Source organism: Streptomyces sp. NPDC056144, from assembly GCF_042264145.1.
Classification (GTDB): domain Bacteria; phylum Actinomycetota; class Actinomycetes; order Streptomycetales; family Streptomycetaceae; genus Streptomyces.
The window spans coordinates 148,468-169,871 of record NZ_JBHJVF010000007.1 but is presented as its reverse complement, the minus strand read 5'-3'; the positions used below and the strand labels follow the sequence as shown (position 1 = coordinate 169,871).

General features: G+C 72.6%; 19 protein-coding genes. 7 read left to right on the top strand and 12 right to left on the bottom strand.

Translation table 11 applies throughout. From position 1 onward, the window contains the following. The first annotated feature begins 3 nt into the window (after window positions 1-3). From ACFC0Z_RS22480 to ACFC0Z_RS22470, 3 genes are all read left to right on the top strand, one after another. A complete protein-coding gene (locus tag ACFC0Z_RS22480) occupies window positions 4-2,829 on the top strand; it encodes an N-acetylmuramoyl-L-alanine amidase (RefSeq protein ID WP_376440715.1) in 2,826 nt (941 codons plus the stop codon). A 97-nt stretch (window positions 2,830-2,926) separates the two neighbouring features. Beyond that, entirely contained in the window at window positions 2,927-2,986 is a 60-nt protein-coding gene (locus tag ACFC0Z_RS22475; protein WP_376441301.1) for a trp operon leader peptide, read from the top strand. Window positions 2,987-3,084: 98 nt separating this feature from the next. After that, window positions 3,085-4,956 carry an anthranilate synthase family protein gene (locus ACFC0Z_RS22470; protein ID WP_376440712.1) on the top strand — a complete coding sequence of 624 codons (1,872 nt, stop codon included), beginning with the start codon at window positions 3,085-3,087 and terminating at the stop codon, window positions 4,954-4,956. Between the two features lie 9 nt (window positions 4,957-4,965). Here the strand turns inward: ACFC0Z_RS22470 and ACFC0Z_RS22465 are convergent, their stop codons facing one another. The 4 genes from ACFC0Z_RS22465 to ACFC0Z_RS22450 all read right to left on the bottom strand — a co-directional run bounded on the left by ACFC0Z_RS22465 (window position 4,966) and on the right by ACFC0Z_RS22450 (window position 8,728). After that, on the bottom strand, window positions 4,966-5,961 hold the full coding sequence (locus tag ACFC0Z_RS22465; RefSeq protein ID WP_376440710.1) for a 2-hydroxyacid dehydrogenase: 996 nt from the start codon (window positions 5,959-5,961) through the stop codon (window positions 4,966-4,968). A gap of 113 nt (window positions 5,962-6,074) precedes the next feature. Continuing rightward, entirely contained in the window at window positions 6,075-6,749 is a 675-nt protein-coding gene (locus ACFC0Z_RS22460; RefSeq protein WP_376440707.1) for a response regulator, read from the bottom strand. Then, window positions 6,746-7,960, bottom strand: coding sequence for a MacS family sensor histidine kinase (gene macS, locus ACFC0Z_RS22455; protein WP_376440705.1), 1,215 nt, complete (start codon window positions 7,958-7,960; stop codon window positions 6,746-6,748). Before macS ends, ACFC0Z_RS22460 begins: the two co-directional genes overlap by 4 nt. A gap of 36 nt (window positions 7,961-7,996) precedes the next feature. Beyond that, the gene (locus tag ACFC0Z_RS22450; protein WP_376440702.1) at window positions 7,997-8,728 is read right to left on the bottom strand and encodes a lysophospholipid acyltransferase family protein; all 732 of its coding nucleotides are present in this window, start codon (window positions 8,726-8,728) and stop codon (window positions 7,997-7,999) included. A 189-nt stretch (window positions 8,729-8,917) separates the two neighbouring features. On the opposite strand from ACFC0Z_RS22450, the gene ACFC0Z_RS22445 reads away from it, so the two are divergent. Both ACFC0Z_RS22445 and ACFC0Z_RS22440 read left to right on the top strand, forming a co-directional pair. Then, entirely contained in the window at window positions 8,918-9,709 is a 792-nt protein-coding gene (locus ACFC0Z_RS22445) for an alpha/beta hydrolase (RefSeq protein WP_376440699.1), read from the top strand. Beyond that, entirely contained in the window at window positions 9,702-10,430 is a 729-nt protein-coding gene (locus tag ACFC0Z_RS22440; RefSeq protein ID WP_376440697.1) for a hypothetical protein, read from the top strand. The genes ACFC0Z_RS22445 and ACFC0Z_RS22440 overlap by 8 nt, the downstream gene beginning before the upstream one ends. Window positions 10,431-10,586: 156 nt before the next feature. Here the strand turns inward: ACFC0Z_RS22440 and ACFC0Z_RS22435 are convergent, their stop codons facing one another. The 6 genes from ACFC0Z_RS22435 to ACFC0Z_RS22410 all read right to left on the bottom strand — a co-directional run bounded on the left by ACFC0Z_RS22435 (window position 10,587) and on the right by ACFC0Z_RS22410 (window position 15,503). Continuing rightward, window positions 10,587-11,351 carry an endonuclease/exonuclease/phosphatase family protein gene (locus tag ACFC0Z_RS22435; RefSeq protein ID WP_376440695.1) on the bottom strand — a complete coding sequence of 255 codons (765 nt, stop codon included), beginning with the start codon at window positions 11,349-11,351 and terminating at the stop codon, window positions 10,587-10,589. A gap of 88 nt (window positions 11,352-11,439) precedes the next feature. After that, window positions 11,440-12,381 (bottom strand): ROK family glucokinase, encoded by a 942-nt coding sequence (locus ACFC0Z_RS22430; RefSeq protein ID WP_376440692.1) that lies wholly within the window; start codon window positions 12,379-12,381, stop codon window positions 11,440-11,442. Between the two features lie 66 nt (window positions 12,382-12,447). Continuing rightward, complete coding sequence (locus ACFC0Z_RS22425) at window positions 12,448-12,951, bottom strand: DUF5304 domain-containing protein (protein ID WP_376440691.1); 504 nt, start codon at window positions 12,949-12,951, stop codon at window positions 12,448-12,450. Window positions 12,952-12,992: 41 nt separating this feature from the next. Next, complete coding sequence (locus tag ACFC0Z_RS22420; protein ID WP_376440688.1) at window positions 12,993-14,162, bottom strand: ArsA-related P-loop ATPase; 1,170 nt, start codon at window positions 14,160-14,162, stop codon at window positions 12,993-12,995. Window positions 14,163-14,205: 43 nt separating this feature from the next. Further along, window positions 14,206-14,646, bottom strand: a complete 441-nt coding sequence (locus ACFC0Z_RS22415) for an SRPBCC family protein (protein ID WP_376440685.1) — start codon at window positions 14,644-14,646, stop codon at window positions 14,206-14,208. 89 nt (window positions 14,647-14,735) lie between these two features. After that, window positions 14,736-15,503 (bottom strand): metallophosphoesterase, encoded by a 768-nt coding sequence (locus ACFC0Z_RS22410; RefSeq protein WP_376440682.1) that lies wholly within the window; start codon window positions 15,501-15,503, stop codon window positions 14,736-14,738. 254 nt (window positions 15,504-15,757) lie between these two features. Here ACFC0Z_RS22410 and ACFC0Z_RS22405 point away from each other — a divergent pair, with 254 nt between their 5' ends. Continuing rightward, window positions 15,758-17,551, top strand: a complete 1,794-nt coding sequence (locus tag ACFC0Z_RS22405) for an AMP-dependent synthetase/ligase (RefSeq protein WP_376440680.1) — start codon at window positions 15,758-15,760, stop codon at window positions 17,549-17,551. A gap of 76 nt (window positions 17,552-17,627) precedes the next feature. Here the strand turns inward: ACFC0Z_RS22405 and ACFC0Z_RS22400 are convergent, their stop codons facing one another. Next, window positions 17,628-18,770 (bottom strand): glycosyltransferase family 4 protein, encoded by a 1,143-nt coding sequence (locus tag ACFC0Z_RS22400; protein ID WP_376440677.1) that lies wholly within the window; start codon window positions 18,768-18,770, stop codon window positions 17,628-17,630. A 102-nt stretch (window positions 18,771-18,872) separates the two neighbouring features. Here ACFC0Z_RS22400 and ACFC0Z_RS22395 point away from each other — a divergent pair, with 102 nt between their 5' ends. Next, entirely contained in the window at window positions 18,873-20,159 is a 1,287-nt protein-coding gene (locus ACFC0Z_RS22395) for a glycosyltransferase 87 family protein (RefSeq protein WP_376440674.1), read from the top strand. 4 nt (window positions 20,160-20,163) lie between these two features. Here ACFC0Z_RS22395 and ACFC0Z_RS22390 read toward each other — a convergent pair whose 3' ends face one another. After that, a complete protein-coding gene (locus ACFC0Z_RS22390; protein WP_376440671.1) occupies window positions 20,164-21,378 on the bottom strand; it encodes a hypothetical protein in 1,215 nt (404 codons plus the stop codon). Window positions 21,379-21,404: the final 26 nt, after the last annotated feature.

Below are 21,404 nucleotides of genomic sequence, written 5' to 3'. Positions count from 1 at the left end.
GGCGTGACCCAGAGGCACCGCAGGGACCGCAAGAAGAAACGGCTCATGTACGGAGCGGCTGCGGCCGTCGTCGCCACGGCCACGATCGGCACCCTCGCGATCGCCTCGCCGGGCCTCGTCGGCGCGAACGGCGACGCGAAGACGACGGGGGATGCCTCCCTGCAGTCGCAGTTCGCGAATGCGGCGCGTGAGTTCGACGTACCGCAGAGTGTTCTGATGGCGGTGTCGTACAACCAGACCCGGTGGGAGTCCCACGACGGTCTGCCGAGCACCACGGGCGCGTACAACGTCATGGGCCTGACGAAGGTCGACCCGGAGGACGTCGAGGACCCCAGCGACGAGGAGCTCCTCTCCCACCTCAACGCGAGCGGCAAGGCCGAGATCGAGAAGACCTTCAACGCCGCGAAGGCGCTGAAGGCCCTCAGGGCCATGCCGAACCTGACCGTCGACACCGACGACCCGCGGCTGCACACCCTGGACAAGGCGGCCGAGCTGATCGACAGCTCCGCCGACGCCGTCCAGGACGACACCGCCGCGTCGGTCCGCGCCGGTGCCGCCCTGCTCGCCGAGTACCAGAAGCAGGCGGGCGCCGAGCTGTCCGACGACCCGGGTGCCTGGTACCCGGCCGTGGCCCGCTACAGCCAGTCCCCCGACAAGAAGGGCGCCGACCTCTTCGCGAAGCGCGTCTTCGAGTCGATCAAGACCGGCGAGGCCGCGCTCACCACCGACGGCGAGTCGGTCGCGCTTCCGGCGGACCCGGCGGTGGAGCCGGTCAAACCGTCGAACGTGCCGCTGGCAGCGACCTTCACCGCCACCACGGCACTCCCGACCCCCGAGTGCCCGTCGAACCTGAGCTGTGAATTCCGACCGGCCGAGGTCCCGAGCACCGGGCAGAAGAACTACACGCTCGCCGACCGCGCCCAGGGCACGCCGAGCATCCGCCGCATCGTGATCCACGACGCGGAGGGCTCGTACGAAGGAACGATCAGCGCCTTCCAGAGCGCGACGGCCAGGGGCAGCGCGCACTACCTGGTCCGCGCCTCCGACGGCCGTGTCGCGCAGATGGTCGAGAACAAGAACATCGCGTGGCACGCGGGCAACTGGTCCGACAACATGCACGACATCGGCGTGGAGCACGAGGGCTACGCCATCAAGGACGGCTACTGGTTCACCGAGCCCCAGTACCGTTCCTCCGCCGACCTGGTGAAGTTCCTCGCGGGCAAGTACGGCATCCCGGTCGACCGCGAGAACATCATCGGCCACGACGAGGTCGCCGGGAACACCAACGCCACGGTCGCCGGCATGCACTGGGACGCCGGCCCCTTCTGGGACTGGAACCACTACATGTCCCTGCTCGGCGCCCCGACGGGTGCCGGCCAGGCGGGCGGTCTCCTCAAGGCCGGCCAGCTCGTCCGCGTCGTCCCGCCGTTCAACACGGCGAACCAGCAGGCGATGAAGTACTACGAGAAGGTGAACGGCGTCTCCGTCACGAAGACGAGCGCCGTGCTCCCGGTCAACTTCGGATACCTCTACACCCAGCCCGTGGCCGACCAGACCAAGGCATTGACCGACCCCTACCTCTCGGAGAACTGGCAGTACGGCAACAACTGGGCCAACAAGGTCCGCGCCGGCGGCACCTACGTGGTCGCCAGCGCCACGAACGACTGGACCCAGATCTGGTACGGCGGGCAGAAGGCCTGGTTCTACAACCCCGGCGGCCAGTACACCTCGGTCGTCAAGGACACCACGAAGCGGGTGCTCAAGGCCGCGTCCGGCAAGACTCCGCTGATCTACGGCCGCTCCTACCCCGAGACCTCGGCCTACGCCGCCTACGGCCTGACCGCCCCCACGGACAACCCCAACTACCTGTCCAAGTACGCCTTCGGATCCGGTGCGGCGTACGTGAAGGCCGGTCCGGCGGTGAAGGGCGACGACTTCTTCGGCTCCGCCCAGACGAACGTCGTGGGCACCGACATGTACATCCCGATCCGCTACAACCACCGCATGGCGTGGGTGAAGGCGGCGGACGTCGTGGAGGCGGTCCCCACCGCCCCGGTCTCCACCACCAACCGCTACAACGTCATCGGCCGCGACTCCAAGGGCGAGACCTGGCAGTACCAGGGCACCGGCAACGGCTCCGCCCCGTTCCTGAAGCGGTTCAAGGTCGGGACCGGCTGGCAGATGTACAACGTGGTCGCCCCGATGACGGCGCTCCGCGCCGACGGCACCGGTGACGTCGTGGGCCGGGACTCCTCCGGTGTGCTCTGGTACCACCAGGGCAGCGGCAACCCCAGCGCCCCGTTCAAGAAGCGCGTGAGCGTCGGTTCCGGCTGGTCGATATACGACCGGATCGTCGGTGTCCGTGACATCACCGCCAACGGCAAGGCCGACCTGATCGCCCGTGAGAAGGCGACCGGCGACCTGTACCTGTTCAAGGGCACCGGCGACATGACCCGCCCCTTCACGTCCCGCACCCGGATCGGCACCGGCTGGCAGACGTACAGCGCGATCATCAGCACCGGTGACCTGAACGGCGACGGCAAGGCCGACCTCGTCGCCCGCGACAACGCCGGCGTCCTCTGGTCCTACGAGGGCACGGGCGACGGCGCCAAGCCGTTCAAGACGCGCTACAAGGTCACCACCGGCTTCCCCGCGTACCAGACCGTCTTCGGTCCGAGCGACCTCGGTGGTGACGGCCGGGGCGACCTGATCGCCCGCGACACGGCCGGCACGCTCTGGTACTACAAGTCCACGGGCAGCCTCACCGCGCCGTTCGCGCCGCGTGTGGCCGTCGGCACCGGCTGGCAGATGTACGGCATGATCTTCTGATCGCGTCTCCGCCGAGTCACCCCTGACGGGGCCCGTTCCGCACCCCTACCGTGCGGAACGGGCCCCGTTCGCGTGAGCCGTGGGCTACAGTGCTCGCATGTCGTACGCCTCGCAGATCCAGAACTGGTGGTGGCCCGCTCATCCGGCGGCCCACTGATCGCGCGTACGCAGAACGCACACAGGCCGCCCGAGGGGCGGCCTTTCTCGTACCCGGGGCCGTTCCTCTCCGCACACCACGGAAGGAACACGCAAGCCATGGACCTCTCCCGTCTCCTCGACGACTCCTGCCCCCCGTTCGCCCTGCTCCGCCGCCGTACTCCCGGCCGTGACCACGACACCGTCGAGGTGCTGATCGGCCGGGTCCATGAGGCCGAGCGACTCGCGGAGCTGCCCGTCGGCCCGCTGCCGACGCTCGCGCTCGTGCCCTTCCGGCAGATCCGGGAGCGCGGCTTCGACGTCCGTGACGACGGGACCCCGCTCTCCGTGCTCGTCGCGGACGAGGCGTACGAGCTGCCGCTCGCCGAGGCCCTCGGGCAGCTCCCGACGCACGACGTGCGCGTGGAGGGCGGCGGGTTCGACGTCTCCGACGAGGAGTACGCGGGGACCGTGCGCCGGGTCATCGAGGAGGAGATCGGCTCGGGCGAGGGGGCGAACTTCGTCATCCGCCGGACCTACACGGGCGAGATCCCCGGCTTCGGCCGGGCCGACGCCCTCGCGCTCTTCCGGCGGCTGCTCGCGGGCGAGCGGGGCGCGTACTGGACGTACGTCGTCCACACCGGCGACCGGACGCTCGTCGGTGCGAGCCCCGAGGTGCATGTGCGCATGTCGGGCGGGACCGTCGTCATGAACCCCATCAGCGGCACGTACCGCTACCCGGCCGGGGTCGCGCCGACCGCCGACGACCTGCTCGCCTTCCTCGCCGACCGCAAGGAGACCGAGGAGCTGTCGATGGTCGTCGACGAGGAGCTCAAGATGATGTGCACGGTCGGCGACATGGGCGGGGTCGTCATCGGGCCCCGGCTCAAGGAGATGGCCCATCTCGCGCACACCGAGTACGAGTTGCGGGGGCGTTCCTCGCTCGACGTGCGCGAGGTGCTGCGGGAGACGATGTTCGCGGCGACGGTGACGGGCTCTCCGGTGCAGAACGCCTGCCGGGTGATCGAGCGTCACGAGAGCGGCGGGCGCGGCTACTACGCGGGCGCGCTCGCGCTGCTCGGCACGGACGACAGCGGTACGCAGACGCTCGACTCGCCCATCCTGATCCGTACGGCGGACATCGCGGCCGACGGGAAGCTGCGGGTGCCCGTCGGCGCGACCCTGGTCCGGCACTCGGACCCGGACGGCGAGGTCGCCGAGACCCACGCGAAGGCCGCCGGGATCCTCACGGCGCTCGGGGTGCGGGAGGGGCGGCCGGTCACGGCCGACACCTCGGCGGCGCCGCGGCTGGCCGACGACCCCCGGGTGCGGGCCGCGCTGGACGCCCGGCGGGCCGACCTCGCGCCGTTCTGGCTGAAGATGCAGACCCGTTCCGCGGAGCTGTCGGGGCACGCGCTGGTGATCGACGCCGAGGACACCTTCACGGCGATGCTCGCGCACGTGCTGCGCTCCTCGGGCCTTGAGGTGTCGGTGCTCCGCTACGACGAGCCGGGGCTGCGCGAGCTGGCGCTCGCCCACGAGGGGCCCGTCGTGCTGGGCCCCGGCCCGGGCAACCCGGCGGACGCGGCCGATCCGAAGATGCGCTTCCTGCGCGCGCTGACGGCGGAGCTCGTACGGGACCACCGCCACGGCCTGCTCGGCGTGTGCCTGGGCCACGAGCTGATCGCCGCCGAACTGGGCCTGGAGATCGTCCGCAAGCGGACCCCGTTCCAGGGCGCCCAGCTGCGGATCGACCTCTTCGGGCAGGAGCGGACCGTCGGCTTCTACAACAGCTTCACGGCCCGCTGCGACGACCGGGCGGCGACGGAGCTGGCGCTGCACCGGATCGAGGTCAGCCGGGACGCGGAGACGGGCGAGGTGCACGCGCTGCGCGGCCCGGGGTTCGCCGGGGTCCAGTTCCACCCCGAGTCGGTGCTCACCCTGGAGGGGGCGAACCTGACGGCCTCGCTGCTCGCCGGGGTGCTCGTCTGAGGGGCGCGTTCAGGCCTTGGGTACCAGGACGTTCTCGTCGCGGCGCCCCGCCGTGTAGTTGAGGACGTTCTGGACCGTGGTGTCGATGATCTGGCCCACCGCGTCCACCGTGTAGTACGCCTGGTGCGAGGTGACCACCACGTTCGGGAAGGTGACCAGGCGGGCCAGGGTGTCGTCCTCGACGACCTCCAGGGACTTGTCGAGGAAGAAGAGCCCGGCCTCCGCCTCGTACACGTCGAGGCCGACTCCGGCGAAGCGGCCCCTGCGGAGCTCGGTGACGAGGGCCTCGGTGTCGACGAGGCCGCCGCGGCTGGAGTTCACCAGGATGACGTCGTCCTTCATCGCCTTGAGGGCGGCGGCGTCGATGATGTGCTGGGTGGAGGGGAGGAGCGGCACGTGGAGGCTGATGAGGTCGGCCTCGGCGAAGAGCCGCTCCTTCTCGACGTACTTCATGCCGAGCTCGACGCAGGCGGGGTTCTCGGCGACGTCCCAGCCGAGCAGGTTCATGCCGAAGCCGTGGGCGATCCGGGTGAAGGCCTCGCCGATCTTGCCGGTGCCGAGGACGCCGACGGTACGGCCCCGCAGGTCGCGGCCCATCAGCCCGTCGAGGCGGAAGTCGAAGTCGCGGGTCCGGTTGGAGGCGCGGACGATGCGGCGGTTGACGGCCATCGCCAGGGTCCAGGCGAACTCGGCGACGGAGTACGGCGAGTAGTAGGAGACGCGGGCGACGGTGAGGCCGAGGCGCTCGGCCACCTCCAGGTCGATGTTGTTGAAGCCCGTGGAGCGCTGGGCGATCATCTGGGTGCCGCCGGCGGCGAGGGTCTGCAGGACCTTGTGGTCGAGGCTGGCGTTGACGCTGGTGGAGACGATCTCGTAGCCGGCCGCGATGGGGGCGGTGTCCTCGGTCAGGAAGACGTCAAGGCAGCGGACGTCATGATGCCCCTCGAACGCCTTCTCGATCAGAGGCTTCTCGTCCGCCTGTACGCCGAATGCCAGGATTTCCACGGGTTTCCCCTTGTGAGGCTGGTGGGCCGCATATTCACGGTTCTGTCCGGATATCGCGAATATACGGCCCTCCGGGGCGCCACGCCCGGCGCGGGCCCCTCCTCAGGGCGGCGTCACGCGTCGTCGAGGCCCCGCTCGATGGCGTACCGGACGAGCTCGACGCGGTTGTGCAGCTGGAGCTTCCCGAGCGTGTTCTGCACGTGGTTCTGGACCGTGCGGTGCGAGATCACCAGGCGCTCGGCGATCTGCTTGTAGCTGAGGCCCTTGGCGACGAGCCGCAGGACCTCGGTCTCGCGGTCGGTCAGCCGGGGGGCCTCCGGCTCGTCGCCGCCGCCCGCCGGGGCGGGCTCGGAGGCGAGGCGGCGGTACTCGCCGAGGACGAGACCGGCGAGGCCCGGCGTGAAGACGGCGTCGCCGACGGCCGTGCGCCGCACGGCGTCGATGAGCTCCGCCGTGCTGGCCGACTTGAGGAGGTAGCCGGTGGCGCCGGACTTGACCGCCTCCAGGACGTCCGCGTGCTCGCCGCTCGCCGAGAGGACCAGGACCCGCAGCTCCGGACGGGCGCCGACGAGCTCCTTGCAGACCTGGACGCCTGGCTTGACCGGCAGGTTCAGGTCGAGGACCAGGACGTCCGGGGTGACCGCCGTCGCCCGGCGCACGGCCTGCTCGCCGTCCCCGGCCGTGGCGACCACGTCGAAGCCCGCCTCCGCGAGGTCGCGGGCGACCGCGTCCCGCCACATCGGGTGGTCGTCGACGACCATCACCGTGATCCGCTGCTGCTCGCTCATCTTTCCTGTCCTGCCTTCCCCCGGGGAACCTTCAACTCGACTTCCGTGCCCTGCCCCGGGACCGAGATCAGCTCGGCCGTCCCGCCGAGGTCCCGCAGCCTGCCCCGGATGGAGAGGGCGACCCCCATCCGGCCCTCGCCCGCGGCCTCCGCGAGGCGGCCCTCCGGGATACCGGGGCCGTCGTCCCGTACGGTCACGACGACCTCGTCCGGCCAGTCCTCGATCAGGATCCACGCCTGCGCGTCCTCACCGGCGTGCACCCGTACGTTGTCCAGGGCGGCGCCGACGGCGTTGGCCAGCTCGCGGGCCGCGGGGCCCGGGAGGAGGACCGGCGCGCCGGGCTCGGAGAGCGTGACCCGGGCCCCGGCCCGCGGGGCGAGCAGCACGCGCAGGTCGACCGGGGAGTCGTCGTCCGGGTCGTCCGCCTCCTCGACGACCCGCACCACGGCCCCCTCGGACTCGTCCTCGGAGACGAAGCTCGGCCGGACCAGGCCGCCGGCGACGAGGGTGCGGAGCGCGACCTCCTGCTCCCCCGCCATGCGGGCGATCACGGCGGCCTCGCCGCCCATCTCCGTACCGCGCCGCTTCACCATCGCGAGGACCTGGAGGACGCTGTCGTGGATGTCACGGGCGAGCCGCTCCCGCTCGCGGGTCGCGGCCTCGATCTCCAGGGCCCGGGCCAGGGTGCGCTCGGAGGCACGGGCGACCTCGACGACGTACCCGATGGCGATGGAGGCGACCCAGACGAGCAGCACGTTGTGGATCGTGTCCCGGCTGGGGTGGCCGCGCTCGACGATGTTGGCGAAGGCGACGAGGGTGGAGGCGACCGCAGCCCAGCGCCAGCCGCCCTTGAGCGCGTACGCGAGGACGGAGCCGGCGGTCCATATCGACGGCAGCGTCGGGCCGTCGATCTGCTGGGCCTGGGCGTCGACGAACGGGGTCAGCAGGATGCCGACGAGCGCGACGGTGAGGTCGGCGCCGAGGAAGCGCTTGGTACAGCCGGCCGCGTTCGCCACCTTGGGGAGCGTGGCGAGGGTCCAGACGCAGAGGACGACCAGATAGCCGACGGCGACCCAGGGCCGCTCGTACCTCCGCGGGTCGAGGGCGAAGAGGAGGACCGCGTACCCCATGGTCAGGACGCGGTACCCGGTCAGCGCCCGCCACAACGGCTGCTCGACCGACATGCGCACGACACGCTCGCGCTTGGCCATCTCCCCCACCCCTGGAAAGAAAGAAACGTACGCGCCTTACGCGCCGGACTCTTCCCGCGCCGCGATCTCGGCCTTGACGGCCTCCTTGGCCGCCTTCTCCGCCTCCGCGATCTGCCGCTTGGCGGCGGTCGCGTAGATGTCGACGTACTCCTGGCCCGACAGCTTCATGATCTCGTACATGACCTCGTCGGTCACCGAGCGGAGGATGAACCGGTCCCCGTCCATGCCGTGGTACCGCGAGAAGTCCAGCGGCTTGCCGATCCTGATCCCCGGGCGCATCAGCTTGGGGACGACCTTGCCGGGCGGCTGGATCTTCTCCGTGTCGATCATCGCGACCGGGATCACCGGCGCGCCGGTGGCCAGGGCCACCCGCGCGAGACCGCCGGGCTTGCCCCGGTAGAGGCGGCCGTCGGGCGAACGGGTGCCCTCGGGGTAGATCCCGAAGAGCCCGCCCTTCTCGATGACCTCGATGCCGGCCTTGATCGCCGCCTCGCCGGCGCCGCGGGCGCCCGAGCGGTCGACGGGGAGCTGGCCGACGCCCTTGAAGAAGGCGGCGGTGAGCTTGCCCTTCACGCCCGGCGAGGTGAAGTACTCGGCCTTGGCGATGAAGGTGACCTTGCGGTCGAGGACGGCGGGCAGGAAGAAGGAGTCCGAGAACGACAGGTGGTTGCTCGCCAGGATCGCGGGACCGTCGGCGGGAATGTTCTCCAAGCCCTCGACCCAGGGCCGGAAGGCAAGCTTCAGGGACCCTCCGATGGAGAACTTCATTGCGCCGTAGATCAACTCGCCAAGCCTTCCGTGTGCCGTCGGCCACGACTTTATCCCGTACCGGCCCACACCCCCCGCTACGGCCCTGGTCGGTGTCCTTCCGGTCGCGTACCGTGAAGGTCCTTCCCCATTTTCCGTCGCTCCGGCGCACTCGAAGACGCCGGGGTCGCGAGCGAACAGGAGACCCCGGTGCCGGTCCTTCCCGGAGCCGAGCCGTACCGCCACGAAGGCGGAGAGGTCGGCGTCCTTCTCTGTCACGGATTCACCGGTTCCCCGCAGTCCATGCGCCCGTGGGCCGAGTACCTCGCGGAGCGCGGCCTGTCGGTGTCGGTGCCGCTGCTGCCCGGCCACGGCACCCGCTGGGAGGACATGCAGCTCACCACCTGGCAGGACTGGTACGCGGAGGTGGACCGGGCCCTGCGCGAGCTCCTGGCCCGCTGCGAGACCGTCTTCGTCTTCGGGCTCTCCATGGGCGGCGCGCTCTCCCTGCGCCTCGCCCAGGAGCACGGGGACGCGGTGCGCGGTCTCGTCCTCGTCAACCCGGGCAACAAGGTGCACGGCCTCGCCGCGCACGCGCTGCCCGTCGTCCGGTACCTGGTCCGGACGACCTCGGGGCTCGCGAGCGACATAGCGAAGGAGGGCGCGGTGGAGCTCGGCTACGACCGGGTGCCGCTGCACGCGGCGCACTCGCTGCGGCGGCTCTTCCAGACGGTCGACGCGGAGCTTCCGAAGGTCACCCAGCCGCTGATCGTGCTGCACAGCCCGCAGGACCACGTGGTGCCACCGGCCGACTCCGCCCGGATACTGAGCCGGGTCTCCTCGACGGACGTCCAGGAGATCCTGCTGGAACAGAGCTACCACGTCGCGACGTTGGACCATGACGCGGAGCGGATCTTCGAGGAGAGCTGGGCGTTCGTCCAGCGGCTCGCCACGCTTCCGGTCGAGGGGACCCAGGGGAAGAGGAGCAGCAGCGGTGGCTGATCAGCAGGACGGCGGCGAGCGGGAGCCGCAGCCCATCGACGAGGAGGCGGCCTGGGCCGCGATCGTCGCCGGGTACGGGGAAGAGCCCGCGGACCCTCCGGGCGCGAGGCCGTACCGCCCGATCGAGACCTTGTCGCTTCCGGAGCCGGAGGACGACGACGACGCCGAGACCGGAGGCGGGAGCGTGGGCCCGGCGAAGCCGGGGACGGGCACCTGGAAGTCGGAGGCCGGCCTGCGGAAGCCCGCCGCCGGAGACTCCGGTCCCGGTACGGGCTCCGCCGCGGACCCCGCCGCCGACGCCGCCCCGGACGCCGGTGCCGAGGGCGTCCCCGACGACAAGCCCGAGGCCGGTACGGGCAAGCCCGCGCTCGGCAGCTCCGTGGTCTTCGCCCCCGGGGTACGGCCGGCCGGCCCCCGCGACTACACGCCGGCCGAGCCCGAGGACGGCCCCGGCGGCTCCGACGAGGGCCACTTCGTGCCGCCGGAGCCCCCGCCGCTGCCGGAGGCCGACGCGACGACCAAGTTCGCCTGGCTCGGCGTGGTCGGCGGCCCGGTGCTGATGCTGCTGGCCGTCCTGCTCCAGTGGGACATGACCTGGTGGCTGACGACGCTCTGCGTCGGCGGCTTCCTGGGCGGCTTCGCGACCCTCGTCTCACGCATGAAGCACGACGACGAGGACGACGACGGCTTCGACGACCCGGGCCGAGGCGCGGTGGTGTAGCCCGGCGCCCCGGCCCGAAGCCCCACCCCGTCACCGCTCCCGACGCCGCCCTCGCACCGCTCGGTGCCGAGGGCACCTCCCGGGCTTCGCACGGCCGCGCCGGACTCCGTCCGCCGACCCCGCGCCCGGGCCGCCCCGGCCCGGGGCCGCGCCCCGTCAGGCCGCCGCCGGCACACGGACCGCCGCCAGTACCGGCAGGTGGTCCGTCGCCGTTCTCAGGTCGGTCGGGTGGAGGTGCGGGGGGACGCCGCAGCCGAGGATCTCCACTCCCGGAGTGGCCAGGACGGCGTCGATGCGGCGGTCGGGGGCGGTGGCGGGCCAGGTGTGTTCGCCGCCCCACGGGCGTTCGGTCCAGCCGTCGCGCAGCCGGGTGCCGAGGCGGGTGAAGGCGGGGCCGCCGGGGCGCTCGTTGAGGTCGCCGGCGACGAGGGCGTACGGGGTTCCCAGGGCGGCGACCCGGTCGAGGACCAGGCCCGCCTGGGCGTACCGCTCGTCCTTCGCGAGGCTCAGGTGGCAGCTGATCAGCCCGACCCTGGCCCCGGCGAAGCGGACGACGGCGGTCGCGAGGCCGCGGCGGTGCAGGCCGGGGGTGCGGGGCAGCAGGACGTCCTCGGTGCGTTCCACGGTGGCCCGCAGGGAGCAGAGGAGCAGCGGTCCCGCCGCGGTGGCGCCGCCGCTCAGCATGACGAGGTCGCTCTTCGCGGCGAGCCGGGCCGCGTGCTTGCGCCAGCGGAAGAAGCGCGGGGCCTCCTGGACGAAGACGACGTCCGGCGCGCACGCCCTGATGACCCGGGCGAGGGCGTCCTCGTCGTCCCGCATCGAGCGGATGTTGTAGCTGAGGACCCTCAGGACGGCCGAACCGTCCGCCTCCGTACGGGAGTCGGGCAGGTCGGGCAGCTCGGGGAGCTCGCTGGTCGCCATGTCCGGCAACATACGCCGACCGCCCGCCGGGTCCCAGGGGACGCGACGGGCGGTCGGCGTATCGGTGGCTGCCGAGCCGGTACGGGCCTCAGCCCTGGCGGGCCAGGTCCGCCGCGCCGACCAGGCCGGCCTTGTTGCCGAGCTGGGCCGCGAGGACCTGGGCGTGCGGACGCCACTTGCCGCCGATCAGCCAGCGGCGGAAGGAGGAGCGGATCGGGTCGAGGACGAGGTCGCCCTCGTCCGAGACGCCGCCGCCGACGATGAACGCCGACGGGTCGAAGAGCGAGGCGAGGTCGGCGAGACCGGCGCCCGCCCAGCGGGCCAGCTCGCGGAAGGAGTCGACGGCGACCGGGTCGCCCGCGCGGGCGGCCTGGCTGACGTGCCTGCCCTCGATGCCCTCCGGGGTGCCGTCGCCGAGGGCGAGCAGGACCTCGGCCCGCTCGGGGGTGGCGAGGGCGCGCTGCTTCGCGTACCGCACGAGCGCACGCCCGGAGGCGTACTGCTCCCAGCAGCCCTGGCTGCCGCAGCCGCAGAGCAGGCCGTCGGGGACGACCCGGATGTGGCCGAACTCGGCGGCCACGCCGAAGCGTCCGCGGCGCAGCTTGTTGCCGATGATGATGCCGCCGCCGAGGCCGGTGCCGAGGGTGATGCAGATGACGTCCTCGTGGCCCTGTCCCGCGCCGAACCGGTACTCGCCCCAGGCCGCCGCGTTGGCGTCGTTCTCCACGACGACGGGGAGGCCGACGCGCTGCTCGACCTTGTCCTTCAGCGGCTCGTGCCGCCAGTCGATGTTCGGCGCGAAGAGGACGGTGGCCCGCTTGTCGTCGACGTAGCCGGCGGCTCCGATGCCGACAGCCTCGATCGCGTGCCCCTTGCCGGCCTCGGAGACCGCGGCGCTGATCGCGTCGACGATGCCTTCGGGGGTCGGCGGGGTGGGCACCTTGTGCGTGTCGAGGATGTTGCCCTCCTCGTCGACCACGCCGGCCGCGATCTTCGTGCCGCCGATGTCGACGCCGATGGTGAGTCCCATGTGTCCCTCAGTTTTCGGTCGAGCCCCGCTAGGGCCCACCGTACCCGAGGGGAAGGCGGCTACTGATCAGTCAAGGTCGATCTGCTCACCGCTCGCGGGGCCCTCGTCGTCGCGGCGGGAGTCGCCTCGGGATTCCTTGCGGGGCCCGCCGTCGGCCTCGCGGCGCGGGTCGTCCTCCTCGACGGTCCCGCCGCGGGTCCAGCGGGTCTCGTGGCCCTCGACGGCGGAGCGGTAGGCGGCGAGGAGTTCGCTCCCGGCGGCGGCGAGGTGGTCGAAGACCTGCGGGTTGCGCTCGATGACGGGCTCGACGACGGCCTTCGCCTGGCTGACGAACTGCTGAACGGTCTGTCCCCCGATGCCGCCGAGACCGCCGAGGCCCCCGAGCAGCGGGCCGCCGGCTCCGCCGAGCCCCTCGGTGATCTTCCCGGCGACGGCGTCGAACAGCTTGCGGAACTCCTCGGCGGCCGAGCCGGGCTCGGCGCCCCGCTCCGCGCGGCGGCGGGCCTTCTCCGCCTCCAGGTCCTCGGCGCACGCCTGAGCCCAGGCGTCCGATTCGCTCGATTCGCTCATGGCGTACTCCTCCGTGGCAGGTACTTCGACGGTACACGCCCTCAGGGGGTACGCGGCCAGAGTCCCGGGTCCGGGGTGAAGCGGACCCGGAGGTCCCCGTCGACGAGTCCCGCGCCGCTCACGGTGCAGCGGCGCAGGGCGCCCGGCAGGGCGAGGTGGCGGCGGAACGGGCCGACGGTGAGGAGCAGTTCGTCGCCCCTGCGGACCAGGGAGAGCTCCTCCTTCACCGCGCCGGGCAGCGGGATGTGCCAGACGAGGACGCCGTCCTCGGCCCGCCGGTCCTCGATCCGGGGCGTCTCCCGCACGGGTGCGGACGCGGGGCCGGGCGCGAGGAGGGCGAGGTCCTCGGCCCCGCGCGGGTCCCGGCCGAGGTGCGGCAGCTCGCACACGGCGCCCGCCTCGGTACGGAGCTCCGCGAGGTGCCGGTGCTGCCGGGCGGCGAGCCCGGCGAGCCAGGGGTCCTCGGAGGCGGCGGGCAGCAGCCGGTTGGCGACGACGGCATCGAGGGCGAGGCCCTGGAGGGCGAGGCCGAGCCGGGCGGTGCGCAGGGCGCGGGCGGCGGCGGGGCCGGGTTCGAGGACGAGCCGGACGCGGGTGGCCGGGGCCTCGACGACGGCCTGGGCGGCGGCGAGTTCGGTCTCCCAGCGCGCGGTGGTCTCGTACAGCCACTGCGCGGGCATGGGGACCCCGGCGAGCTGGGCGAGCATCGGACGCAGGGCCCGGGCGGCCTGCCGCTCGGGGGGCAGGAGGCGGCGCAGGTAGCGGCGGAGCTGCTCGGGCAGGGCGAGCAGGGCGAGGGCCTCGCGGAGCGGGGGCAGGTCGACGACGGCGAGGTCGTACGGTCCGGCGGCGGCGTCGCGCAGGGCCCTGAGCAGGGCGAAGGGGCGGCTGCCGGGGAGCTCGGTGAGCTCGGCCTCTTCGAAGGGCGCGGCGCCGAGCAGGTCGAGGGCGGCGCCGGAGCGGGCCTGGAGGGCGAGGAACTCGCGCCGGAAGTCGGCGGCGGGCTCGGGCCTGAGCAGCATCGGGCCCTCGCCCGTGATGCCCGGGCCCGTGACGCCCACACCCGCGAGGCCGGCGCCCGTGACGCCGGGGTCGGCGTCCTCGGAGACCAGCAGCACCCGCCGCCCCGCGTGTGCCTCGGCGAGGGCGGTGGCGGCGGCGACGGTGGTCCGTCCGGCGCCGCCGGGGCCGGTGACAAGGATGATCTCCATGCGGAGGACGTTACCGTCGCCCGCCGGACCGCCCTCGGGGCGGTCAGACGCCGGATTCGACGCGCTTCTTCAGACCGGCGAGGGCCCGGTCGATGATGACCTTCTCGGCCTTGCGCTTGATCATGCCGAGCATGGGGATCTTGACGTCGACGGTCAGCTGGTAGGTGACCTCGGTGCGGTTCCCGCCCAGGTCGGCGAGGCGGTAGGAGCCGTCGAGGGAGCGGAGCATCTGGGACTTGACCAGGGTCCAGCTGACCTCGTCGGAGCCGGTCCAGGTGTACGCGAGGACGTGGTCGTCCTTGATGGCGCCGGCGTCGAGCAGCAGCCGGACCTTCTCGGCGCGGCCGGCCGCGTCCTTCTCCAGGACCTCGGCCTCCTTCACCTCGCCCGTCCAGTCGGGGTAGCGGGCGAAGTCGGCGATCACACCCATGACGTCGGCCGGCGCCGCCTCGATGGTGATGCTCGAGCTGGTGTGTTCGGCCATCGCGGTGGCTCCTCCACGTGCGGTCCGGCGGGAAGGGAATGGGCACAGGCGTGCTTACGGAAGGCTATCGCGCCGCGCCCGCGCCCCCGTCACCACTCCAGGGCGAAGGGGCTGCCGGTCGAGGCGAAGTGACCGACGTTGACGCACTCGGTGGCGGCGATCCGCATCCGCCGGGCGAGCGGCTGGTGGACGTGGCCGAAGAGGGCGTACCGGGGCCGGGTCCGCCGGATCGCGTCGAGGAGGGCGCGGCTGCCGCGCTCGAAGCGGCGGGCGACGGTGTCGTAGGTCAGCTCGGGGACGTCCGGCGGGATGTGGGAGCAGAGGACGTCGACCTCGCCGAGGGCCTCGACCTTGGCGGCGTACTCCTCGTCCGGGATCTCGAACGGGGTGCGCATCGGGGTCTGGAGGCCGCCGCCGACGAAGCCGAAGACGAGGCCGCCGAGCTCGACGCGCTGTCCGTCGAGGACGGTGGTGCCGGGGCGGGCGTACTCGGGCCAGAGACGGGGGATGTCGACGTTGCCGTAGGTGGCGTACGTGGGGGTGGGGAAGGCGGCGAACAGTTCGGCGTACTGGCGGCGGACGGCGGCCTCGATGGCGGTGTCGCGGTCGACGTCGAGCTCGGCCCAGAGGCGGCGGCCCAGGTCACGGGCCTCGTCGAAGCGGCGGGCGGTGCGCAGCTCCACGATCAGGTCGGCGTTCTCGACGCCGAAGAGGTCGGGGAAGATGCCGCGGCTGTGATCGGCGTAGTCGAGGAAGAGGACCAGGTCCCCGAGACATATGAGGGCGTCGGCGCCCTCCCCCGCCGCGGCGAGGTCTCCGGCGTTGCCGTGTACGTCACTGACCACATGGACTCGCATGGCCCCACCCTAGGACCTGCCACCTGCGGTTACTTCCGAGTCGGGAAAGCTGTGGATTACTGTGCGCGGAGAGCCGTCATGCCTGTGTGATGCACGGAACATCTGGCCGGGACCCCCTATCGGAACCATCTACCGATCGGTAACGTCCGGTCGGTCCAGTCGTGCTCACCCCCACTGAGCACCTGCCCGATCATGGACAAGTCCGGCGCATCACACAGAGCCGTGGCGCCGGCGCCCGATGAGGAGCAGCAGTCTTGCGCGAGTTCAGCCTTCCGGCCCTGTACGAGGTCCCCACGGACGGCAACCTGACGGATCTCATCCGCCGCAACGCCTCCCAGCACCCAGACGTGGCCGTGATGGGCCGCAAGGTCGACGGCGTCTGGACGGACGTCTCCGCCACCCAGTTCCTCGCCGAGGTCCGCGGTGTCGCCAAGGGGCTGATCGCCGCAGGTGTCGAGCCCGGCGACCGGGTCGCGCTGCTCTCCCGCACCCGCTTCGAGTGGGTCCTCCTCGACTTCGCGATCTGGAGCGCGGGCGCGGTGACCGTGCCGGTGTACGAGACCAGCTCGCCGGAGCAGATCCAGTGGATCCTCGGCGACTCGGGCGCCTCCCTCGCGCTCGTGGAGAGCCCGGCCCACGAGGCCTCGGTCGAGTCGGTCCGCGCGCAGCTCCCGGACCTCAAGGGCATCCGGCAGATCGAGGCCGACGCGGTCGCGCGCCTCACCGCCGAGGGCGCGGACGTCTCCGACGAGCTGCTCGACGAGCGCATGTCGGCGGCGAACGCGGACGACCCGGCGACGATCGTCTACACCTCGGGCACGACCGGTCGCCCCAAGGGCTGCGTCCTGACCCACCGGGCGTTCTTCGCCGAGTGCGGCAACGTGGTGGCGCGGCTCAAGCCCCTGTTCCGTACGGGCGAGTGCTCGGTCCTGCTCTTCCTGCCGGCCGCGCACGTCTTCGGGCGGCTCGTCGAGGTCGCGTCGATCATGGCGCCGATCAAGCTGGGCTGCGTACCGGACATCAAGAACCTCACCGACGAGCTGGCCTCGTTCCGGCCGACGCTGATCCTCGGCGTGCCGCGTGTCTTCGAGAAGGTCTACAACTCGGCGCGGGCGAAGGCGCAGGCCGACGGCAAGGGCAAGATCTTCGACAAGGCCGCGCACACGGCCATCGCGTACAGCCGGGCGATCGGCACCCCCGAGGGTCCGTCCCTCGGTCTCAAGCTGAAGCACAAGCTCTTCGACAAGCTGGTCTACAGCAAGCTGCGGGCGGTGCTCGGCGGGCGCGGCGAGTTCGCGATCTCGGGCGGCGCCCCGCTGGGCGAGCGGCTCGGCCACTTCTTCCGCGGCATCGGCTTCACCGTCCTGGAGGGCTACGGCCTGACGGAGTCGTGCGCGGCGACCGCCTTCAACCCGTGGGACCGGCAGAAGATCGGCACGGTCGGGCAGCCGCTGCCGGGCTCGGTGGTGCGGATCGCCGACGACGGCGAGGTGCTGCTGCACGGCGAGCACATCTTCTCGCGGTACTGGAACAACGAGGCGGCGACCGCCGAGGCGCTCGCCGACGGCTGGTTCCACACGGGTGACATCGGCACCCTCGACGAGGACGGCTACCTCGCGATCACCGGCCGCAAGAAGGAGATCCTGGTGACGGCGGGCGGGAAGAACGTCGCCCCGGCGGTCATCGAGGACCGGATCCGGGCGCACGCGCTCGTCGCGGAGTGCATGGTGGTCGGCGACGGCCGTCCGTTCGTCGGCGCGCTGGTCACGATCGACGAGGAGTTCCTCGGCCGCTGGGCGGCGGAGCACGGCAAGCCGGCCGGTTCGACGGCGGCCTCGCTGCGCGAGGACGCGGAGCTCGTGGCCGAGGTGCAGCGGGCGATCGACGACGGCAACGCGGCGGTCTCGAAGGCGGAGTCGGTCCGCAAGTTCCGCATCCTGCCGGCCCAGTTCACGGAGGAGGCGGGCCACATCACCCCGTCCCTGAAGCTGAAGCGGAACGTGGTGGCGAAGGACTTCGCGGACGAGATCGAGGCGATCTACTCGTAGCGGACGGTATCGGCCGCACGGAGAAGGGCCCGGGTGCGGAAACGCGCCCGGGCCCTTCTCCGTGTCCGCGCAGGCCCTACAGCAGCTCGCGCAGCCGCTCCGCCAGCAGGTCCCAGCGCCACTTCTCCTCGACCCACTCCCGGCCCCGCGCGCCCATCCGGGCGCGCAGCTCGGGGTCGAGCAGGAGGGTGGTGACGCGGTCGGCGGCGTCCTCGGCGGACTCGCCGCGGACGACCCAGCCGGTCTCGCCGTCGAGGACGGCGTCGGGGGCGCCGCCGGAGTCGCCGGCGACGACGGGGAGGCCGGTGGCGGAGGCCTCCAGGTAGACGATGCCGAGGCCCTCGACGTCGAGGCCGCCGCGCCGGGTGCGGCAGGGCATGGCGAAGACGTCGCCCGCGCCGTAGTGGGCGGGGAGCTCGGCCCAGGGAACGGCGCCGGTGAACCGGACGGATGCGGTCACGCCGGTCTCGGCGGCGAGCCGGTGCAGGTCCTTCTCGTACGGGCCGCCGCCGACGATCAGGAGGACCGCGTCGGGGACCTGGCGCAGGATCAGCGGCATGGCCCTGATCAGGGTGTCCTGGCCCTTGCGCGGGACGAGCCGGGAGACGCAGACGACGACGGGCCGGTCCGTGAGCCCGAGACGGGCACGGACCTCGTCGCCGCCCGAAGCGGGGTGGAAGGTCTTCTCGTCGACGCCCGGCGGCAGCTGGACCATGCGGCCGGCGGCGGCCGGGGTGAGGGCGCCCGCGATCCGGGAGCGGGTGTACTCGCCGAGGTAGGTGAGCGTGTCCGTGCCCTCGCCGATCCGGCGCAGGAGCTGCCGGGCGGCGGGGAGCTGGGCCCAGCCGGCCTCGTGCCCGTGCGTGGTGGCGACGAGCCGCTTCGCCCCGGCCTTGCGCAGCGCGGGGCCCATCAGCCCGAGCGGCGCCGCCGCGCCGAACCAGACGGACTCGCAGCCGTGCTCGCGCAGGAGCGCGGTGGCGCGGGCGGTGACCCGGGGCGTGGGCAGCAGCATGGTGGTGCGATCGCGGACAACCGTGAAAGGCTGCTCGGCGTCGAACTGAGCGGTGGCCTCGATCCCCTCGCGGCTCCGCTTCCACGTGGAGGCGTAGACCACGATCCGTTCGGGATCCAGGCGCAGCGCCATGTTGTGCAGGAAGGCCTGGATTCCGCCGGGGCGTGGCGGGAAGTCGTTGGTTACGATCAGGGTCTTGTGCATCGTGGCCGACAGTACGCGATGGCACCCCCCGGGACGCGATGGCACCCACCACCCGCACGACCACTCTCCGCGCGAGCGGACCGACAGGATCAGGACGCGACAGTGACGACGGGCGGCGCGGTGAGGAACGGTTCACGCATCGGCACACGCAACGACCTGCGGCTTCCGGTCGGTCTCTGGGCGCTCACCCGGATCGTCCTGCTGCTCTGCGTCTTCAAGGTCGTGGTCGTGCCGGGCCCCGACGTCACGTACGACGTCTCGCACATCTACCAGGGCTGGTTCGACGTCCTGCGGACCGGCACCTACCCGCTGGACGACGTGACCTGGCAGTACCCGCCGGCCGCCGCCCTCGCGATCCTCGCGCCGGCCGTGCTGCCGTTCCTCGGGTACGCCTCCGCGTTCTTCGTCCTCGCCTTCCTGTGCGACGCGGCCGTCTTCTGGCTGCTCCTGTACACCGGCCGCCGCGCGGGCCGGAGCCTGAACGGCGCCTGGATCTGGCTGGCGGGCGTCCCCCTCCTCGGCCCGACCGCGTACGCCCGGTACGACGTGATGGTGACCGCCGTCGCGGTCGCGGGGCTCCTCGCGGCCGGCCGGAGCCCTCGCGTCCTCGGCGCGCTCGCCGGTTTCGGCGCGGTCCTGAAGGTCTGGCCCGCGCTGATCCTCGCGGGGACGCCGAAGGGCCGGGCGACCTTCCGCTCCTGGTCGGCGGCGGCGGGCGCGGCGGCGGCCACGCTGCTGCTGTGCGTGCTGTGGATGCCGGGGGCGCTCGCCTTCCTCGGCTACCAGCGGGACCGGGGCACGGAGGTCGAGTCGCTGGGCTCGATGGTCTTCCACGTGATCCGGCACTTCGGCTGGGAGGGCGAGCCGCGGATGAACTACGGCTCGATCGAGTTCCTCGGCCCGCACGTCTCGACCGTCTCGACGATCGCCCTCGGCCTCACCTTCGTCGCCTTCGGCTGGCTCCTGCTGTGGCGGTTCAAGGCGCGCCGCTTCACCTCCTCGACGGTCGCGGACGCGGCCTTCGTCGCGGTGCTGCTCTTCACGGTGACGAGCCGGGTGCTCTCCCCCCAGTACGTGCTGTGGCTGGTCGGCCTCGGCGCGGTCTGCCTCGCGTTCCGGTCGAGCCGGATGCGCAAGCCCGTCCACCTGGTGGTGTGGGCGACGGCGGTCACGCAGTTCGAGTTCCCTGTGTGGTTCTCGCACGTGACGCGGAGCGACCCGCTGGGCATCGCGATCCTCTTCACCCGCAACGGCCTGCTCGTCGCGGCCGCCGTCATCGCCTGCCGGATCCTGTGGCGCCAGACGGTCACGGAGCCCGCTCTCGCCGAGGCCGCCGCGCCGTCGGCCCGTCAGCCGGAGCCCGAGAAGGCCCTGTCCGGCTCCCGCTGAGGAGTCAGCCCAGCCGCTCCCGCACGTACGTCCGCCAGTCCGCCGTGAACCGCTCCGGTGTCGTGCCCAGCACGTCCTGGAGCGCCTTCTCCAGCGCGCCCTCCCGGGCCGGGTGCGCGCCCACCGCCCGGTAGAAGGCGGCCAGCTTCTCCTCGCCCCAGCGGTCCGCGACCATCTCGCAGGCGAGCCAGCCGCTCTCGTACGCCCGCGCCAGGGCGTCCGTGTCGCCGCCGAAGGCGAAGTCGCCGTCCTCCGGCAGGGTGGCGGGCGCCTCGCCCGCGCGGACCGCGCGGCGCAGCTCGGGGGCCGCCTGGGCGGGGGTGCGGCCGCCGTCGCGGTAGGCGACCCAGTCGGCGAAGCCCTCGGAGAGCCAGACCGGGGTGGCCTTCGTCGTCCGGACGCGGGTGGCGACGTGGGTGGTCTCGTGGGTGAGGACCAGCTGCCGGCCGAAGGAGCCGAGTGTTCCGTACGCCTCCGGGTTCACGATCACGCGGTCGGCGGGGGCCGTCGGGCCGCCGCCCAGCTGACCGGTCGTCACGGCCGCGATGCCCCGGTAGGAGGCGGCGGGCCCGCCGAGGAGCCGCCCCATCGCGTCGACCGACTCGGGGACGAGGACCACGATCCGGCCCGCCCAGTTCCCGTGCCAGGCCTCGCCGACGGCGGGCACGGCCCGGTCCGCGGCCGCCGCGATCTCCCGCAGCCGCTCGGTGCTCTGGCCCACCCCGAGGACGAGGCTGCGGGCGCCGGTCACCGTCTCCACCCGGCCCTGCTGCCAGAGCTGCTCGGGGGCACCCTCGGCGGGGCGGTCGGCGGTGACGTACCAGCGGCCGTCCCGCTCGGTGAGGCCGATGACCCGCTCGGTGGTCGAGGGCCCGGAGTCGTACCCCTTGATGCGGTAGCCGAGCTCGGCCGTGGCGGTGGCCCGGCCCTCGCCGGTCCCGTCGACGCCGGTGACGCGGTAGCGGACCCCGCCGAGCGGGACGTCCGCGAGCCGGTCGAACTCGGCGCGCGCGGCGGGCGCGAGGGCGGGGTCGAGGTCCGCGAGATAGCCGGGTTCGTCCCGGGCGAGGAGCGCCCCGGCGTGCCGGTCCAGGAGCTCCTGGACCTCGCGGTGCGCCGGTCCGGACTCCGGGGGCGCCGCGCAGCCGCCGAGGGCGAGGAGGGCGGCCAGGAGGCACAGGGCGCCGCCGCGCGCCGCTCCGCTCCCCTGGTCTGCCACGCCCCCGATCGTACGGGGGGACGGCC

Excerpts from the sequence above, each read along its gene's own strand:
- ACFC0Z_RS22420 (WP_376440688.1), bottom strand. The coding sequence starts at position 14,162 with ATGGAGATCATCCTTGTCACCGGCCCCGGCGGCGCCGGACGGACCACC.
- ACFC0Z_RS22415 (WP_376440685.1), bottom strand. The coding sequence starts at position 14,646 with ATGGCCGAACACACCAGCTCGAGCATCACCATCGAGGCGGCGCCGGCC.
- ACFC0Z_RS22470 (WP_376440712.1), top strand. The coding sequence starts at position 3,085 with ATGGACCTCTCCCGTCTCCTCGACGACTCCTGCCCCCCGTTCGCCCTG.
- ACFC0Z_RS22430 (WP_376440692.1), bottom strand. The coding sequence starts at position 12,381 with ATGGGACTCACCATCGGCGTCGACATCGGCGGCACGAAGATCGCGGCC.
- ACFC0Z_RS22410 (WP_376440682.1), bottom strand. The coding sequence starts at position 15,503 with ATGCGAGTCCATGTGGTCAGTGACGTACACGGCAACGCCGGAGACCTC.
- ACFC0Z_RS22425 (WP_376440691.1), bottom strand. The coding sequence starts at position 12,951 with ATGAGCGAATCGAGCGAATCGGACGCCTGGGCTCAGGCGTGCGCCGAG.
- ACFC0Z_RS22435 (WP_376440695.1), bottom strand. The coding sequence starts at position 11,351 with ATGGCGACCAGCGAGCTCCCCGAGCTGCCCGACCTGCCCGACTCCCGT.
- ACFC0Z_RS22450 (WP_376440702.1), bottom strand. The coding sequence starts at position 8,728 with ATGAAGTTCTCCATCGGAGGGTCCCTGAAGCTTGCCTTCCGGCCCTGG.
- macS (WP_376440705.1), bottom strand. The coding sequence starts at position 7,960 with ATGGCCAAGCGCGAGCGTGTCGTGCGCATGTCGGTCGAGCAGCCGTTG.
- ACFC0Z_RS22460 (WP_376440707.1), bottom strand. The coding sequence starts at position 6,749 with ATGAGCGAGCAGCAGCGGATCACGGTGATGGTCGTCGACGACCACCCG.
- ACFC0Z_RS22400 (WP_376440677.1), bottom strand. The coding sequence starts at position 18,770 with ATGCACAAGACCCTGATCGTAACCAACGACTTCCCGCCACGCCCCGGC.